At 58.8% G+C, this 18,478-nt stretch carries 9 protein-coding genes; 6 read left to right on the top strand and 3 right to left on the bottom strand.

Translation table 11 applies throughout. The annotated features are described in order from the left end of the window. Nucleotides 1–249 precede the first annotated feature (249 nt). Both J1M86_RS14370 and J1M86_RS14365 read left to right on the top strand, forming a co-directional pair. The gene (locus tag J1M86_RS14370) at nt 250–990 is read left to right on the top strand and encodes an ATP-binding cassette domain-containing protein (protein WP_206510387.1); all 741 of its coding nucleotides are present in this window, start codon (nt 250–252) and stop codon (nt 988–990) included. Beyond that, entirely contained in the window at nt 983–2,176 is a 1,194-nt protein-coding gene (locus J1M86_RS14365; protein ID WP_206510386.1) for an ABC transporter permease, read from the top strand. The genes J1M86_RS14370 and J1M86_RS14365 overlap by 8 nt, the downstream gene beginning before the upstream one ends. Before the next feature lie 766 nt (nt 2,177–2,942). Here J1M86_RS14365 and J1M86_RS14360 read toward each other — a convergent pair. Both J1M86_RS14360 and J1M86_RS14355 read right to left on the bottom strand, forming a co-directional pair. Next, complete coding sequence (locus tag J1M86_RS14360; RefSeq protein WP_206510385.1) at nt 2,943–4,316, bottom strand: hypothetical protein; 1,374 nt, start codon at nt 4,314–4,316, stop codon at nt 2,943–2,945. Nucleotides 4,317–4,967: 651 nt separating this feature from the next. Then, on the bottom strand, nt 4,968–6,116 hold the full coding sequence (locus J1M86_RS14355) for an HIRAN domain-containing protein (protein ID WP_206510384.1): 1,149 nt from the start codon (nt 6,114–6,116) through the stop codon (nt 4,968–4,970). A gap of 270 nt (nt 6,117–6,386) precedes the next feature. On the opposite strand from J1M86_RS14355, the gene J1M86_RS14350 reads away from it, so the two are divergent. The 3 genes from J1M86_RS14350 (at nt 6,387) to J1M86_RS14340 (ending at nt 15,610) form a co-directional block, all read left to right on the top strand. Next, the gene (locus tag J1M86_RS14350) at nt 6,387–12,392 is read left to right on the top strand and encodes a DUF3320 domain-containing protein (protein WP_206510383.1); all 6,006 of its coding nucleotides are present in this window, start codon (nt 6,387–6,389) and stop codon (nt 12,390–12,392) included. A 270-nt stretch (nt 12,393–12,662) separates the two neighbouring features. Further along, nucleotides 12,663–14,519: an AAA family ATPase gene (locus tag J1M86_RS14345; protein ID WP_206510382.1), complete on the top strand. Its 1,857-nt coding sequence runs from the start codon at nt 12,663–12,665 to the stop codon at nt 14,517–14,519. 182 nt (nt 14,520–14,701) lie between these two features. After that, the gene (locus J1M86_RS14340) at nt 14,702–15,610 is read left to right on the top strand and encodes a hypothetical protein (RefSeq protein ID WP_206510381.1); all 909 of its coding nucleotides are present in this window, start codon (nt 14,702–14,704) and stop codon (nt 15,608–15,610) included. Between the two features lie 151 nt (nt 15,611–15,761). On the opposite strand, the gene J1M86_RS14335 is transcribed toward J1M86_RS14340, so the two are convergent. Next, complete coding sequence (locus J1M86_RS14335; protein ID WP_206510380.1) at nt 15,762–16,178, bottom strand: PD-(D/E)XK nuclease family protein; 417 nt, start codon at nt 16,176–16,178, stop codon at nt 15,762–15,764. Nucleotides 16,179–17,104: 926 nt separating this feature from the next. Here J1M86_RS14335 and J1M86_RS14330 point away from each other — a divergent pair. After that, nucleotides 17,105–17,737, top strand: coding sequence for a hypothetical protein (locus J1M86_RS14330; RefSeq protein ID WP_206510379.1), 633 nt, complete (start codon nt 17,105–17,107; stop codon nt 17,735–17,737). The last annotated feature ends 741 nt before the right edge of the window (nt 17,738–18,478 follow it).

The following is an 18,478-nucleotide window of genomic DNA, read 5'->3' as shown; positions in this document are numbered from 1 at the left end:
ACGGGTGAGTGGCGGTGCTTCTTTCCGAAACACTCACCTGCCATCGATGTGAAGTAATCGCAGTAAATAACCAGAAGGAGGTGAATCGCATGCTGTTCTTTGGCGGTGCCGCGCTTCTCGGCGCAACAATCGCGTTGTGGCAGAGAAATAATCGTCGTCGTTAACGGCGATGCCCGGTGGAGAGTGTCAACATTCTCCACCGGAATTCTCCACCGGACTTTTCATTCAATCCAATCCGAAGGAACCAGCGTGTCCGCGGACATCATCGTTCAAGGCTGCTCCCTCAGTTTCACCCTTGATTCAAAACTGATCTTCGATAGAGCGGATTTTGATATCGCACGTGGGCAGCGGGTAGGACTGGTCGGATCCAACGGGTCGGGAAAGACCACATTGATGAGGCTTATTAGCGGTCTTGTCGCTCCAGATAATGGCACGGTACTCCTGTTCGGCGAACCGTCGCACCGGGCAAGCCCGGCAAATCGCCGGCGTACCAGCCTCTTTCTAGGCGGCGATGCCTCCCTATATGGAAGCCTGACCGCTGAGGAGAACATCAGATATTTCGCGGAGCTCGCTGGAATGAAGCATCGAGAAGCAAAAGCCGCGACAAAAGAAATAATGAAAAGCTTGAACGTTGACTGGTTTTCCACAAAGAAGGTCCGCGATATGTCTCGCGGAATGAGACAAAGGGTCGCACTCGCACGGTCGATGGTTCACAAACCCGACCTATTGCTCCTCGACGAACCCACCACAGGCATGGACATTGATGGACTTCAGCTCTTCGGAGAGCTCATCGCCAGCGCGGCATTCGACGACACGTCGATTCTCATCTCCGGACACAACGCCTACGAAATCGTGTCACATTGCGCCGACTATTGGGTGCTGTGGGAACGAGGAGTGACTAGCTCAAATCGCCACTCTCTCGACGAACTACCTCCAGCACCCGCGGCCGACGCGCTGCGACAGGCAATGACTGGGTTCCGTCATGTCTAATCTCTGGGTCGTCCTCAAAAAAGAGCTGAGCCAGCAACTGCGCGACCGCCGTGCGCTCGTACTGTTGTTCATCCCGACCCTTATCGGACCGCTCTTCTGCCTTCTACTGTTCGCGCAGGGCACCAGTTCTGAGTTGGATCACAAGGAGCTGAGCGTCTCTTCGAACAGTTTCAACCCTAATGACTCGCGACTGCTGAAACACATCGACGACAGGCTCAACCGGACGGATGTCGGAGACACTGGACAGCCCGTGTGGAATGTCAAGTGGAGCGATTCCCCGTGGGATGACCTCGTGCGCGGAAAATCGGATTTAGCGTTGATACAGGAAAGTGACGAATCCTGGAAGCTCATACCCAGCCCGATGTCGCTGGATTCGACTGCACTGACGGCCGAGGCAATAGTAGTATTCACAGATTCAGGACTGCCGGAAAATGGAGTCTGGGACCCGCTTCAGCCGACGCTTATGGACAAAGCAAGGTCAACGACTCTGGTGGAAAATTTCTTCAGCCAGGCTCCCGCAAACATTGCCATCACAAGCTATCTATTGCCAGTGCTTCTGTTATCCCTATTCACCCTGGCGGGCACTTCGGTCGCCATCGAATGCATAGCGGCCGAAAAAGAACACGGCACCTTCGAAAGTCTGCGTGTTTCGGGCGCCCCCGGCCTGAGCATAATAATGGGTAAGCTCTGCGCGGTTGTCGTCACCTCGGCGACGTCTGGAATACTGGCCTTATCCTTCTTGATCTGCGTCGGTCACGTTAGGCCACGGGGGGCGTGGAACCTCGGTCTAGATTACGTAGTCGAAGCCGGTATCGGCGCCGGCAGCGCCTTTACGCTTGCAATTCTCACGCTCTCAGCACTCACGCTATGTAGCGCGATGTTACTATTCGTGAGCGGCTTGGCCAGGACGATCAAGGAGGCGCAGTACTGGGTCTCGTTGGTGGCCTTCATTCCGGTCTCGGTGGGAGGCGCATCGGCAGTCGCGTCCAACGACCACCTCAGACGAGTATTCGAAACCATCCCATTTTCAAACGTAGCAATTGGCCTATCCGAGACGATCTCCGGAGAGTATGACGGCTGGTCGCTTGCTGCTTGCCTTGCAGTCAACGCTGCTGTATCGCTCGTGCTGGCAACCCTTTCCGTTCGGATGCTTTTCGGCGAGGCCAGCCTCGCTTTGTCACGTTGATTGCGCTCCGAGGTATGGCGAACACACAAATAGTGCTGCGACATCAACTAGCATCGACCTTGCATTCGGTTGGTGTGTCGGCCTTTGCCGAGCTGATCAAAGCCGTGCCCGTTCACATCTGGCGGACCGCTCAGGTCGGTGCGCGGACCGGCAACGCTCGCAGTGACATCCGCAAAATTTCCGGCTGTGTCGACCCCATCCGACATGCGGGTCACCGTCGACGATTCGCTGCGCGTAGGCGAATTCGAAGTCAGGCGAGACCAACCGGCGAAAGTAGGATTGGTCATTGGTCGTCGGTGCATTCGGAGCGACCGCGAAGTCTCCCACCTCGAAAGTTGGTCCGACGGCATATTCACCAGTCTCAGGGTCGATGGTGCCGACGTGCACCGTTCCGTTATCAGCCCACGCAATGACGAAGCCTGTGAGTGGACCTGACGCAGCGGCTTCGGCGGTGGACGTGGCCGACGACTCCACCTGGTGCACAGCGAGTTGATCAGCCTGAGGTATTGGAGGGGCCACACCGCTGGAGTCGGAGCACGCCGCAGTCGCCAGAACTGCGACGCAGGCAATACCGAGAACCCTTCGAGGGATGCAAGACTCAGACAAAGTCAAAGTGACGCACTCTCCTACACGACCGAAACCGATTCTCATACCATCGAGACGCTAGCCGTCCCGGGAATCAAGCGATGTCGTCCGAACAGCGGACCTCAGCTTGGCAAGTGACGAACGCGGGGTATGCGCCTGAGCGGTACGACCTCGCCGGCGGTCAACGATCACCGAATCGTCGAGACCAGAACGGTGAATTTCTGAACATATCGATGTCCTGTGGTTCATCATAAAAGGCAAATTTGATCACTTGGTCCCAACTGGTGGACTGCCCGAGCACCATTGGCCACACCACGTCCTGGCTTGTATAGAGGTAGAAACGGCGCGGCACAGCAAAGGCGTCGTCCCACCGAACCCCCACCGAGCAACCATCCCCCGGACTGTGCGTGATGACACCGCGCAGGTGGAAGTCCATTGCGGATACCGGGTGGTCACGATTGTCGAAAGGCACGTCTTCGGTTATGTTTCTCCGCGTTCGAACGGCGATTCGCTCGCCTACCCGCATGTTGGCCACCATGGCCTCATAGCGAGAATTCGAATCCGTTCGCCACTCACCACGAGCAACAAAGTCCGACAACTGATTTCTTTTCGAGGCGCGGGTTCCCGGCCCGACCACCCAATAAATCTCCACATCTCCAAGATCTTCGACCTGCTCTGCGGACTCATCGTCAGTACTAACCCGGCCAGGGACGTTTTGAATGGCTTCCACCACGGAGGTCGGTCCAATATCGGTGTAGATGACAGCCTCCACTTCACCGCCTGAGTCGCGGCTCAGGCCCGGGTAGACGCGCTCGACCAGCTGCGGGCAGTGATACCTGGTATAGATGCAGAAGTGCTTCCTCATCAGGTCGAGAACGAGCGCTCCAGCGGCCTTCGACACCCGGGGGTCGGACAATAGCTTGGTGAGTGCGTCGAGCCCTTCAGCCCGCAATTTGAGAGTGTCAGCTCCTGCGTCGTCGTAGCAAGTCTCCGAGACCTCCACACCCGAGTGCTCTGACAGGAAGCCATCGACGTCATCCAACAGGGAGTCAAGCACGCTCTCCCGAATGTTGACGAAGCCGCCGAGTTGACCTCCGCGCTGCTTATCTGCGTTGACGACAAACACCTCCATCTTGCCAACACTCACGCAGAAGCGACGTGGAAACCTGGTGCTGCCATACGTACCCGTGCTCACAGACCAGTATTGAAACTCGGTTGCGCGAGGGGCCGGGATGCACGCTTCGATGAAGGTACGCAGGAGTGCGGTGACAGCCGCTTCGTCGGAGTGCTCGACGTAGCGGCGAGCAGCTGTTGAGTATCGAATCGACTGTACCGTAATTGATTTCAGCGGAGTCGAATCGTGAGCATTGTAGGCACCAGGGTTCACCAGCCACTTTTCCTGTGCCGCTTCATCCAGTAGCTCACTGAGCGCATCGACACCCACAGTGACGCTCGCGTTCAGAACATTTCGAAGTGGCGCACCAGTTGACTCCAGATCGTGAGTGAGAGTCCGTTCCACCCGTTTGAGTTCTTGCTTGGAGGCGGTAACAGCCAAGAGACGCACTGTCGCGATCTCATCACCCCACTTCGCCTTGTGCCCACCCTGATCCGTCCCGGTGTTTCCGGAGGGTTCGTCTCAGGGAAAGATGAAACCTCATGGCAGCAGGATCGAAGCGGTACTCGGCGGAGTTGAAGAAGGATGCCATCGATATGGTGGCCCGGTTGGTGGCGCCCCCACAGCTACTGCCATGACCTCACGCCCGACCACGCCGAGCAACTCCACTACGATCGGACGCGCACCCTCAATCCGGAGGAGGCACTCACGCAATGAGCCCTCCGGAAATGCCGGGACGGATCACCCATCCGGGATCGTAAATCCACCGACTCTCCCAGGTAGTAGGAGTCGTTCTCGAATCGCAAGAGGTAGTAGCCACTAGCCTTTGGGCCGTTCGCGGGCAGACCGATACTTGCGGCTTCCGTGAACTTCAGTTCCGGACCGAACTGATGATCCTCGGCCCACCGTGCGACGGTCTCATGCAGGAGCGGCTTCATACACCCTCCTGCCCATAGCGAATTCAATACGACCTTCACGGCCAAATGGAACGGTCACCAATGCTCAACTCCAAGTTTCATACAATCGCAGAACCGACGTTTCCGGACATCTCGAAACAACCGAAGCCTAAAGTTCGCTACCGACACAGGTCGGTCAGGACAGTGCGATAGAACTCCGAAAGTCGTTCGCCAACGCAAAGTCCGAATCCTCGATGCCCGCAATGGCGTTGGCAATGACTTCCGAGTGCTCCCGCAAGACCACTGCTCGGACCGAACTAGCTGTCACCACAGGATCTTCGACGGCATCACCCACAACCGACGCTGCAGCACGCAACAGCTTGAATGCTTCCTTCTGCTGCCATGGCGTCAGCGGCTGCGAAGTCACGAGATCGATAACGAATGTGGCAGTCTCGGCTGCCGACGCCACCGACACACTCGCTGTAGCAACTGGCGTCCGACGCGGCCGGTTCAACGCGATGACGGTCTTCGGATCCCCGGTCAGGAAGTCCTGAGGCAGCTCATGCGCTTTCGCGGCCATCAGCGATACCTGGGCCGAGACCGCGGACCCCTTGAACAATCCGCGGCCGACCGTCAGCAATCCGCGATCCTTCAAATGCCGTATGGCAGGCAGAAACTTTGCGCTGGTCTGAGGCGTCAGCTGCCCGATCCTGTGGTCGTCGACGCGCACCTCGACGGCTTTCTTCTCGGTCTTGGCTGTGCTGACGTCGATTTCGTGCAGTGTGACCAACAGTTCCAGCTCGCCCTCCGGCTCGACGAAGTGCCGCAAGACGTCGAAGTGCTCATCGGCCTTGGTTACCTGAACAGCCCCGCCGCTCGGAAGAAGCGTGTACGGCATTTCGGGTGGTTCGTTGCCCGGGAGGATGAGATGGGGCTCGCTGAGTTGCACTTCGATATTGGTGGCTAGGTCAATCGGTGTTCCGGGCCTGTCGTCCCACCGGTTCTGTTCGTATGCGCGAATCGATGCGGGCACAGTGGGGACCAATCCCCGATTGATCAGCTCCATCAACCGGTTGTGAAACAAGATTGCGCGTTCGCGCGCCAGGTAGCCGATCAAGTAGTTCGACGCCCGGACGGACACTGCGTATCGGTCGTGCGGATTGTCTGGCTCGGGAATCAACTCGACGGTGCGTCGAATAGTCGAGCCAGCGGGGTCGAAATCCGACCCCAGAGTCCCGCGGATGGCGTCGACATAGGCGTGCGTCCCAACGACCGCTTCGTTGCACCAGTCTCCTCGCCCACCCCACAGTGGGTATGGCCGCCACTGCACACCGACGTCACTCATTCGGGTCCCCTCGGATCGTCCGTCAGGCAGCAGGCTAGCCCACGTTGCCGACAACCATGTGCGAACCTCGACCGGGAATCACCGCGGCATCATTCATTCGAATGAACCACACCCGACATCTTTAGCATCGGCAAACATCGCGCCGAAATGTCCGATACCGTTTCCTCAGCACTTTGTCGGTGGCGTGCCCTAGCGTGTGAAGGTTGACGGCGTTGCCGTCACTCGTCGCCCCGGTCATCGGGGCGCCGGACGACGGAGTTCGGAGGAAAGATGCAGGATCTCGACCAGGACCAGAACCCGTTTCGCACGGTAGTCGACGGGCTGTCGATCGAGATCCACGCCCACCCTGCCGTGAATCTCGCGCTCGTCCACAATGGCGTTCCGCTGATCACCAGCGTCGAGATCGTGAACCTCTCGGACACAGATGTCGTGGATGTGAAGGCGTCGGTTCAGTTGTTCGGTGCTGGCACGGAACTGTCGCCGCAGCGCGTCGACGTCCACGACGGCGCCCTGCGCGCCGGCGAAGACGTGGTCTGGTCCAACTACTCAGCCATCGTTCCGCCGATTCCACACCTACGCGAACTCAACGAGAGCCACCCTGCAACCATCACTGTCACCGTTTCCAGGTTGTGGGGCGAGGACATCCACCTCAACGCGCCGATTCGTGTGCTGGCCCACAACGAGTGGTTCAACGCTCCCGCCTTTTACGATTCGCTTGCTGCCTTCGTTCAGCCCAACACCCGCGCAGTCAATACCGTTCTCGATGCTGCATCGAATCTGCTCGGTTCGGCCACGGGCGACCCCTCGCTCGGTGGCTATCAGAAAGGGCCGGAACGCGCCGCGCAGATCGCGGCCGGAATCTACGAAGCCCTACGCCATCAGCAGATCCGGTACATCAATCCGCCTGCCTCTTTCGAGGACACCGGACAGAAGATTCGCACCACCTCCCAGGTGCTCGACGAGCGTTTCGGCACCTGCATCGACCTCTCGGTCACCTTCGCCGCATGTCTGGAAGCCGTCGGGATTCGGCCGGTCATCTGGCTGATCGACGGCCACTCGTTTGCGGGTTTCCTGCGCGACGAAAGCCAACTGGCGCACTCGACCATCACCGAACCGAATGCACTGCTCAACCTCGTCGAGTCCGGCCGCGTGGTACCGGTCGAAGCCAAGTACTACGACACCACATCTGCTGGCACGTTCAAGCAGGCTGTCGCGGATGCGCGACGGCACTTCGCCGATCATGGCGCGCTGCGCGGCGTCATCGCAATTTCCTCGGCACGCAAAGACGGTGTCCGGCCATTGCCGAGTCTGGACGAGGTCGCTGCTGTCAAGGCAGAAGCGTCATCGTCGGTTCCAATGGCAGCCGATCTCGGGCTTCCGGCCGACTTGCTCGACGCGCAGGACTCCTCGGACCTTGTGCTCGACAGCACCGACACGGCCCCGCCTCGTGTACAGAAGTGGAAGCGATCTCTCCTCGATCTGAGCACCCGAAACCGGCTTCTCAACCTCAAGCCCATGCGCGAGGTCATCGACCTCCACGTCCCCAGTTCCGGGTTGGCTTTGCTCGACGACCTCGTCCATGCCGGCACCGACATCGAACTGATCCCCCATGACGAACTCAGTTCCATCCATGAACTGCAGGGCGCTCGGCGGGCACAAGACATCGACGACGCCACGATCCTCGACTACCTGCGCGATCGAAAGCGGATTCACGCCGTCGTCACCAAGGACACGTACGCAGCGCGGCTGAAGCATCTGCAGCGAACCGCGCACACGATGTTCGAGGAGACCGGCAACGCCAACCTCTACCTGACGTTCGGCGGGTTGATCCACACGACGAGCAGCGGAAAGGACGCCCGCGCTCCCCTGTTCCTGCTGCCGGTGAAGGTCGTGGGCGGTTCGGGTCGAAGCCAGTTCAAGCTCACCGTCGACACCGCAGGTGTCTCGACGCCCAACTACTGCCTCGTCGAATGGCTGCGGATCAAACACCATGCGTCGATCCCTGCCCTCGAAAATCCGCCGCTCGATGAGCACGGGATCGATATCGACGAAGCTCTCAAGGGCATTCGCTCTGCGTTGGTCGAGCACAACCTCGACTTCCGCATCGACGAGACGGCGTCGATCGCCATCTGCCAGTTCGGCACCTTCGGTATGTGGAAGGACCTCACCGACCACTGGGACATCCTCGAACAGAGCCCCATCGTTCGCCACCTGACGCACAGCGCAGGCGAGTCGTTCCGCGATTCGCGTCGACCGGACGGTTCCGACATCGAATCGGTACCAGTGCACGAACTCGACGTCCCGGTACCCATCCCCGCCGACGGATCTCAACTGCGCGCTGTCGCGCTGGCAGCCGATGGGCACACCTTCGTGCTCGAAGGCCCACCCGGAACCGGAAAATCCCAGACGATCACCAACCTGATCGCGCATACTCTCTCGCAGGGCAAGTCCGTGCTCTTCGTAGCAGAGAAGCAGGCTGCGCTCGACGTCGTCAAGAAGCGTCTCGACGCTGTCGGCCTCACCAAATTCACGCTTGACCTGCACGGAAAGAACCAGAGCGCGAACGCTATTCGCGACCAGGTCAAGCGTGCGATCGAACACTCCACCAGCTACAACTACCGGTCGTGGGCCGCCAAGCTCGCCGATGTTCGGTCGCACCACGTCCCACTCGACGACTACCCGACGAAGATCCACCAGAAGAATGGCGTCGACCATTCGTTGTGGTCTGCCTACGACACCCTCCTCGGTCTCGGCGACGGCACCGTCGCAACCGTTCCAGCATCGTTTGTCGGCAACCCATCGGTGTCGGTACCCGAGATCACCAGCGCCTTGCAGCAGTTCGAGCGGGCCGCCCGATCGATCTCAATTTCTCGCGACAACCCCTGGACCATCGCTGGAATCATCGATTCTCAGGCAACCGACGATCACTTCCGGTCGGTCACGGCTGGGCTGTCTGCAGTGCTCGACGCTGTTCATCGAAGCCCCACCGTGCGTTTCGTTGTCGAGCAGGTTCCCAATCCTGAAGCAATAGAACACCTGCTCCCCCAGGCGCGACGTCAATTCGGCCGTCCAATTCCGGCGGCGGATGTACTGACCAACGCCCAATCTGCCCAATGGGCTGCGTCGAAGCAGGCTTTGCTCGGGGCGATCTCGCTTCTGCAACAACAGTGCAGTCCGCTCACGTCGGTCTTCACACCCAGCTTCATCGCGAGCGGCGACGCCGAAACACTCGCGCTCGCCGCGGAAGAAGCGACCAAGGGCCTGTTCGGGAAGAAGAAGCGCAGCGAACAGTTCGTTCGTGACCTGGCACCAGCTTTGCTGCCGGGGGTGCAACTCGATCCCGAATCCGCACTCCCCCTCCTGAGGTCGATTCCCGGAGCGCGTGGACTCACCTCGCAGACAGTGCAGCACATGCACCAACTGTTGACGCAGTTCGCACCACCGACGTGGAATCCGATCGGTGCGGATGCAACTCAGCAACTGCAGGCATCTTTCGATTACGTCGAGCAGACTGCGCACTTCATGCGGACGCAACCTCAGCTGTGGCAGATCCTCACTGCCACCGGACCGTTGACTCCGCGGGACACCGATACGCTCGACAGCCTCGCGCAGGCATGGCGGAGCTGGCGACAGATTCTGGGCACGACCGACACCGACATCGACCGTTGGCGGAACAACTCGCACTGGTTCGCCGCGTGGCAACGCGACTCGCACTCATGGCTCGAAGCCGTCCAAACGGATGGCAGTGCGCCGATACGCCAGTGGTCCACCATGACCGCGTTCCTCAACCCTCTCCGCGCGGCGGGTTTGACCGACCTCGTCCACGAGCTACTGACCGGCACGATCCCCGCGAACCAAGCCGAGATCGCGTTCATGCGAGGCGTGGCACACACATCGCTCAGCGAGCGCCGCCGCAAGCACGGACTCTCACAGTTCGACCGGGCGATCAAGGACGGCCAGATCGACGACTTCGCGAATGCGTCCGCGGCGAGTCGATCCGAGCAGATCAGTGCGCTCCCGGCCGCGCTTCTGGAGCGGCGCTCGTTCCAAGCGGGCTCATTGACGGGCGACATCGGCCATCTCCGACGCGCCCTCGACGCCAAGCGCGGCGGAACCACGTTCCGGCAGTTGATGAATCGCTATGCGAACTACATCCTCGAAGCGACACCATGCTTCTTCGTCAGTCCCACATCACTTGCGCAGTTCGTGCCGCCTGGTTCGGTCACCTTCGATCTCGTCGTGTTCGACGAGGCATCCCAGGTGACGGTTCCCCAGGCCATCGGTGCGCTGGGACGCGGGCGCTCGGCCGTCATCGTCGGCGACTCGCAGCAGATGCCGCCGACGGCTATCGGTGTGGTGAGCACCAACGACAGCGATGACTACAGCGAGGACGACGAGGTCATCCCCGATGATCTCGACAGCATTCTCACCGAAGCGGTGGAATCCGGCGTGCCGCGGTTGTGGCTATCGTGGCACTACCGGAGTCAGGACGAATCGCTCATCGCGTTCTCGAACGAGAAGTACTACGAAGGCCGGCTGGCGAGCCTACCGTCACCGGGTGGCGATGACACCGCGGGTGTGGAGTGGCGGCGCGTCGACGGGCACTTCAACCGTGAGACCAAAGACCGTCTGCGCACCAATATCGTCGAAGCCGAGGCGATCGTTGAGGAGATCCGCGGCCGGCTAGCGAACGCCCATTTGGCCTCGCAAAGCATCGGCGTCGTCACGTTCAACGCGCAGCAGCAGACCTTGGTACGCGATCTACTGGAAGCATCGGGCGATCCGTTGATCCTCGACCAATTGCGTGAGGACCGTGACGACGGCATCTTCGTCAAGAATCTCGAGAACGTGCAGGGTGACGAGCGCGACGTCATTCTCTTCAGTGCGGCGTTCTCGAAGAAGCCGGACGATCCCAAGCTGCCGCTAAACTTCGGCCCGCTGACGCGCACCGGCGGTGAGAAACGACTGAATGTCGCTATCACCCGTGCACGACGTAAGGTGGTCATCTTCACCTCGTTCGACCCGACCGACATCGACCTGTCGCGAACACGATCGGTAGGGATGGCGCATCTGCGGGGCTATCTCGAACATGCGGCTCAGGATTCCCGCGGGGAGGACGAGCCGGCTGTTCATTCGAAGGGCGCGACCGATGAGGTACAGGCTGGGTTGGTTCAGTCGCTGCGTGATCATGGGTACGAAGTCGAGGCGAATTACGGGTTGTCCGATTTCGTGTTGGATTTGGTTGTCCGTGAACCCGGTTCAGAGCGATGGCAGGTAGCGGTCATGTTGGACGGCCCTCAGTGGGCGCAGCGTCCTACCGTGGCCGACCGCGATCTGACGCCACAGCTCTTGGAGTCGATGATGCATTGGGGTTCGTCGGTGCGGGTGTGGTTGCCCGATTGGATCGACAACCCCACCTCGGTCATTTCCCAGGTTGGCGATGCAGTTGCCATTTCCAAGGAACGAATGGCCGCGAGACAAGCGGAGATCGACGCGGCAGCGGAGGCGCAAGCCGCGGCCATTGCGGAATCGGTAGCGGCCAAGGTTCAACTTGCTGTGGAATCCCCTGAGGAGTTCGCACCTGACGCCGAGCGGTGGCTCAAACCTTCCGCTGAGGAGAGCCGCGAACCTGAAGTCATGGAGCCGGTTCTGATAGCGCGGGCGACGGTCGACGAAGCTGCGTTGTCTTTCGCCGAGCCGCGGGATTGGCACGGTCGCAATATCGAGTACGTCGAGGCTTCAAGTTCGAACCTGGGTATCCGCGACGATCTCGATCGAGTGCACTCACCAGCGGTGAAGAACACGATTCTGAGGGCCGTTCAGGAGACTGTCGAGATCGAAGGCCCCATTTCAATTGACCGGTTGGCTCGAAATGTTGCTCGACGGTTCGGGTTCGACAGGGTGGCGGCTGCTCGGCGCGATTTCGTCCTGCAGTCCGTACCCGAGGAACTGATCGAACGGTCCGAGGCACTGGGCGACTTCGTGTGGCCGAAGGAACTGGACCGTGGGACTTGGCGCGGGTTCCGCAGAACTCCCAGCGACCTGGCGCGTCCGCTGTCCGACGTAGCGCCGGAGGAGATCATCAACGCGATGATGTCGGTCTGCGCGCGGGCGGGGCAGCCGGACTACGACAGCCTGCTGCGCCAGACTTTGTCGACTTTCAACCAGAAGCGTCTAACCGGTCAAACACGTGAGCGGCTGGAGGCAATCATTGACCTAGGAGTCCACCGAGGGAGGTTAATAAAGATCGGCGAGACGTATCGAACCGGTTCGTAAGCAGAACGCAATATTGAATGAGATTGCGCAAGCCTCACGGCAAGAACTTTGGGTTTACAACAGGAGAGTCACACCCCTAATTTCGTCGATCCGAAGGCGCACGCCACTCCTCTAAATCCTACGCTGCCCAGGGCGCTCACACATCCAGCATCGATTGCAAATCCAGCAATCAACCCGAGAGATTAGAACCCCACACCTCAGCCGCACATGATATGTTCTCGATCAAAGAACGTCTCACGCAGCGCCGAGTTCCCGTCAGATGGAGCAACTATGGATCTTGCACTATTTTCAGTTCAGAACTATAAGAGGTTCGCGGATCAATCTTTTGTAAAGACCCCTGGAAAACTTGTTGCATTCGTCGGACCCAACGAAGCAGGGAAAAGTTCGATACTTCAAGCACTCCAGCACGTGAACAACGACAACACTTTCGATCGGAGAGAACATCCACGACGATCAAGTAAGTCACCTTTCCTGCAGTGGACCTTTGACTTGACAACCTCAGAGATTAACGGTGGACCCAAAAACCCGGAGATCAAATCTCCGGTATATAAACGGCTCGTCGTCAAAAAAGATGCTACAGGGAGGAGTTTCTCACTGCGGCCATTCGCTGCAGAACCCAATATCAACCTTGACGACTTGCTGCGTAGAGTCAGTGAGCAAATTTCGAATACTGAATCAGCGCAGAAATATCTAGCTTCAGTTGACGACTTCTTCTCGTTCTTGAAGGCGATGGAACCTGAGCTTGATCGCCGTACCGATTCGATCAGGACACAAATAGACGAGATGTTAACCGACGAGAGCCTGTCTCAGAATAGTACCATCCGAGAGCTATCTACTGCGCTCGACAGAAAAATCGCCGAAGCTGCACATCGAATTCAGTTCACTGACTTTATCAAAGGGAAAATACCGGACTTTATACTTTTCGGATCGTCTGACAGAGATCTTAAGAGCGAGTACGACCTTGCAGAATGCGTCCAGAACACGCCGCAGGCACTGGATCACTTACGCGCACTGGCGAACCTAGATCTATCAGCGTTGCTAGAGGAGGTAACCGATGGCCATCATGCTGACGCGCGGACGCGAATCCGGCAGGCAAACAAGGTACTAGAGGGAAGGTTTACCGAAAAGTGGAAACAGCAGGGAGTCTGCCTTCAGATTGATCTAGACGACAAGAACATTCGCGTTTTTGCCACTGCGCCTTCAGATGGCGGACTGACTGACATTGTTGAACGAAGCGATGGAATGCGTTGGTTTGCAATGCTTCTAGCGTTTGTATACGGCTGGCCCGAGACGCCCGTGCTACTGGCTGATGAGATCGAGACTCATCTTCATTACGATGCCCAGGCAGACATTATTAACGCGCTGGACAGTCAAACATCTTTTGGGAAAATTATTTACACGACTCATTCCTTCGCGTGCCTACCCAACGACCTTGGTCGCTCAGTAAATGTCGTCAGAATGACCAGCGATCTTAATTCCAGGCTCGAAACTGGCATCTGGCAAGGTGGCGCAGGGTTTACACCCCTCATGGCTGCCATGGGCGCAGCCGCTGCTTCATTTACACCTTCTCGTCGAGTTCTTATGGGAGAGGGGCCAACGGAGGCGGTGCTCCTCCCATCGGTTCTACGTTCAGTAGGTGGCGGTGAGTTGGATTTCCAGGTAGCACCAGGATTAGCTAACATCGGGAGTAACCTGATGCCGCAGTTAGCAACAGAAGCTCCACAGGTGGCGTACATAGTGGACGGTGATGGCGGGGGTGCTGCAATTAGAGACCGCCTGGTTGAAAGCGGGATCGCAAGTTGCAAAATCGTAGAGCTCAAAAGTGATAACGATGAAGCAATGGAGATCGAAGATCTCGTCGACTGGTCGATATATATCTCAGCAGTAAAATCTGAACTTGACGCCTGGAATGATGCAGTCCCCAATATTGAAATTAACGAGGTATCAGCGCTTAGAACCAAGGCAATCGAGAAGTGGTGTGTGGCGAATGACTTGAAGGCCCCAGATAAGGTTGGCGTGGCTTACCGAATACTAGATTCCAGCTCAGATTTCGAGCTTGCAGCAGAGCCCCTGAGGCCGTATATCGACAGCCTGCTTCGAAAAATAGCCGTAGCTTTAAAAGCGTAACAGGATGAAAGAATTCGGTAGGACGACGCCAGTGCCGGCAGTTAGTGAGGACTTCGATCTGCGGCAACCGCACATGCTGCGAGCGAAGCTCTCAAGTACATTGCTTGCTCTTCGAAGGCCAATGGATGAATCGAAGCCTAAATTATCCCCATCGTGTCGGTAGGCTATGCAATGATCCACCCATGCCGAAGAACGTGTGGATTGTAAACCCCGAGACTGCGAACGCCGGATGCAACGTGGAGGCAATGCGTCAACTTTTACATGACGCGACCGAGGCACCAGATCCTTCTATTGCAATTCGAGGCAGAGTTGCGGAGTACTCGCAGGTAGTCATGGCGCTCCTTGAGAACATCGGCGTCACATTCCACAGTGCAGAGCAGGCGAGGTCGGCCTTATTCGATAAGCACTGGGGAGGCGGCGCCGGCCTGGGAGTCCCTTCGTTCGTCCAAACCGAGGTTGTCGATGCGCTTGCCGTTGAGGTCTCTGAGACCGCTTTCGCTGTATTCGATGATGTGGTAGATGCGGTTGTTGCCGGGCTTGCGGCGATCGGACACGATCCTAGTGGACTAGCGCGCCTCGCGTACGCAAGCACCTTCGGGCACGGCGAATCTGCATGGGTTCAGGATACCGCTTATCAGATTCTCAAAATGGGAGTACCCGCATCGGAAATCAGGCGAGAATCAACCGTCGGCGCCCAAAGGATGGTGGACCTTCTCGTCGGTAACACCCCCATCGAGTTCAAGTCGACTTTCGCGTCGTTTGCCCTCAACCACACTCCAGCACACACTGCTCAATGGTTTGGACGCGATGTTGACAAGATTCGTTCCGCCGAACACGACGGGGTCTGCGTCGTCACTGTCGCCCACCTAGTAGATGTTCCACACCAAAAGATTAGGTTCTCCACGAAAAAATCAAGCAATCTGACACCTGACGATGTTCGGCGTCAGGCGTTGGAGCGTTACAGCAGCTACATGGAAGAGAAGGCGGGTACAAAGCCTGTGCATGTCGACCTCGGGATTACGGCTGGTCCCGCCAAAAGGGGCACCGTTCAGCTCGACGCCATTGTAGTACGTGTACCGCGTTCAGCATAGTTGCGCATGAGACCAATTCGGCTTAACCGCAACCTTTTGAGTTTCAGGTTCAGGCCCTCGCCCGCTCTAGAATAGTAGCCGAACGAGCCCTCGCAAACACCAACACCACCCGACTCACTTGCTCCCCCGTTGCCCGGGTGAGCAAGTCCCCTTACACCGACAGCTGAGTCCAGTACGCCTCCAACGTCTCGGCCGTGACCCCGACATCGGTTTTGTAATCGACAATCACCAACGACCCGTCGTCCTCGCGGTACACCAGGTCCGCGATTGCCTCGACCACGATGGTTTCATCCGGCGGCAGGCCAGCGAGCTGCATTTCCTGCCAATGCTCGCGCGCGGCAGCACGCTGCACAGGTTCGGACTCGAACACCGACTTTGCCAGCAACACGAACCGGTCCAGATCGACCAAACCAGCCAACGCGCCAGCAGTACGTGCCTTCTCATCGAACGCAGAGTCCAACGCTGAATCGAGCGGGACCGCCTCAAATAGCGCGTGCAGGGCTATACCCAGGTCGGTTCCGCTCTCGACCGACCCGACCGACGGCGCGACCACCTCGATCGAGTTCATTGGAAAGACAAGACCCGCCGACCGATACTCGGACAACACTCCCTCGTGCACAGGCAACACGGATGCGCGATCTGCGTCGCCGACACCGTCGACGGCAAAGCAGATACCTCAGCCACCCGTGCAGAGCCGATCTCGTCGTCGACGTCGGAGGCATGAAGGACCATAGTGCCTAGTGGTTTGTCGGCCGGTTCGATGACTTCGCCGTGTTCGGCCAGCTTGTGTAGGAACTCCGCAGCTCCGACCTCGGGTGCGGTGGGTAGGAAGACGATGACCACGCCCAGCTCGCTGGAGCGTTATGCTGCGGCCGTATAGGCCCCGTGGGGCAAAGTAGTACGTACTGGAGTGTGCGAGCGCGGCGGCTTCGTGGACACGGAGCATGTCGCGAACCAGGGACGTGGCATCGGGGGGCGTCGGGACTGGCTACTGCGCCCAGAGTGCGCGATGCAGCTGCGAACGCCGCGGCGGTGATCGGTTGGCCCGCGACGTCTGAACAAGTACCGTGACCTGGTGACTGACGCTGTCCTCGCATGGGAAAGCCATTCTTGGTTCCTTGACGACCTTGGCCATGGGCTAGGCGCTCTCCTCACGTCTCCCGCAATCGCTGGAATCGCGGTACTTTTGGCTGCTCTGATAGCCGCAGACCAGGTCAGAGGCACCCGCGCGGATGACAGAGCGGCAACTCGCAGAGCTGAACTTTGGGAACGCTTCGAGTGGATCGCCGAGAATCACAGTGTGCTAGGAGCGGCGGCAACGGCCGAAATGTTCGTACTTCTTGAGACAGAGGCGAAGAAGCACGACCAGAATCTTGCACAACTGATCGGAGAGCGACGCGTACGGACCCTGCGCCAGGCGTCGCAGAAACGCAGCGGCGGTGGCGCGCGGTGATGTGCGGCCTCACAATGAACGTCTAACACAAGGAGGATTCGATGTCGATCGATCACTTGCTTGACGACGCGGACCCCCTGGATGCAGCCGAGGCCGCGCACATCATGGCCAGGGCAACTCTGGAAGCCGCAGACGCTTCTGACGAGGATCGACAAATTGCGCAGGAACTACTCGCTTTGAGTGTGCAAGACCTTGCCGTAGAGATGTCCTCCGGTGAGTCGGCCGAACGTGAGTCATCGAGCGGCCCGGCGGCTGAACCGGCCGCGCACTCGACTCCGCCGGAACGCCAGGAGCTTTCCGGAGAAGCAATGCGTCGAATCACTGATTTCGACTCGGAAGCCTTCGTTGAAAATAAAACTCAGCCAACCGCACAGACTAAGGTAGTGCACACTGCCCGTGACCATGTTCGCGGGCGTCCGCCGCAGGTCGGAGACTACCTCGCGGCAGTGGTTGAGAAGTCGAAGCCCTTGGGAGCCTTTGTCCGCTTCGACGGGCCTGGTTATGACAAGGTCAGTCTCTTGCTGCAGCTCCCAGCGGAATTGGAACTAGGTATCGCAGGCACCTTTTCGAATGGCGACTTCATTGTGATTCCGACAGGTGGGGAGTCGATGAGACAGGCCGTGCTCGAATCATCCCGCAAGCTCTGGAACAAGCATGAGGGCCGCGGTAAGTAGCTACCCGCAGAGACTCTCGCGGCTGCGGGCCACCAGACCCACAGTTCGAACGACAGCTGCGCCGACGTCGCGCAGTTTGTGGTTCCTACAACGGCCGTTTCGGCACGCTTGCTCCCCCGCCGGTGACTCCGTCGCGGACCAGCACGTTCCCTGTCTCGCACCTCATGTCCAACTCTTGTGTTCATAAGTACCGGTGCGACAAGTTTCGTAACGAGAGAACCCGTGGCTGAAGCTGGGGGACGCGCGAGTTTCCGGATCAGGGGCATCCGACTGCCGGCCAGTCGGATGCGCATCGCCGCGGGCTGCCATCGCATTTAGTCCGCCGTTGGAAGCGGCGCAACGACGGCGTACCCACAGCTCGGCGCCCTCCTCGACCCCTCGACCTATGCGTCCCGGCGACACCCTGGCGGCTTGACCGCCTGGGACGCTCGCTACCCCACCTACGTGCTTCGAACGGTGGATACGCTCGAACGGCGAGGCGTGGGCTTCAAATCCTCACTTAGTGCTCCGAGCCTCCGAAGTGGCCGAAAAGGTCAAATCCGAGTACACGTCACGAGGGAGCGGAGCGCGAGCGGCATACGCCGAGTCTTTCGCCAACCAACTCGCCGCGGTCCACACCATCAAGTTCAGCCGCCGCGAAAAGATCGTGATCGCTGGCCGGCACGAGCGCTTTGCTAGCTCTGTGGCTCGCGTTCTTGGTGGGATGGCCAGTATCGGTACCCTGGCAGATCGACAACCGGA

Origin of the sequence: Rhodococcus sp. KRD197, from assembly GCF_017168235.1 — a bacterium.
Taxonomy (GTDB): domain Bacteria; phylum Actinomycetota; class Actinomycetes; order Mycobacteriales; family Mycobacteriaceae; genus Rhodococcoides.
Note: the sequence above shows the minus strand (reverse complement) of the source record. Positions and strands in the feature narration are given on the sequence as shown.

Coding starts and splice junctions, on each gene's coding strand:
- J1M86_RS14330 (WP_206510379.1), top strand. CDS start 17,105: ATGTCGATCGATCACTTGCTTGACGACGCGGACCCCCTGGATGCAGCC.
- J1M86_RS14350 (WP_206510383.1), top strand. CDS start 6,387: ATGCAGGATCTCGACCAGGACCAGAACCCGTTTCGCACGGTAGTCGAC.
- J1M86_RS14335 (WP_206510380.1), bottom strand. CDS start 16,178: ATGAACTCGATCGAGGTGGTCGCGCCGTCGGTCGGGTCGGTCGAGAGC.
- J1M86_RS14365 (WP_206510386.1), top strand. CDS start 983: ATGTCTAATCTCTGGGTCGTCCTCAAAAAAGAGCTGAGCCAGCAACTG.
- J1M86_RS14355 (WP_206510384.1), bottom strand. CDS start 6,116: ATGAGTGACGTCGGTGTGCAGTGGCGGCCATACCCACTGTGGGGTGGG.
- J1M86_RS14340 (WP_206510381.1), top strand. CDS start 14,702: ATGCCGAAGAACGTGTGGATTGTAAACCCCGAGACTGCGAACGCCGGA.
- J1M86_RS14345 (WP_206510382.1), top strand. CDS start 12,663: ATGGATCTTGCACTATTTTCAGTTCAGAACTATAAGAGGTTCGCGGAT.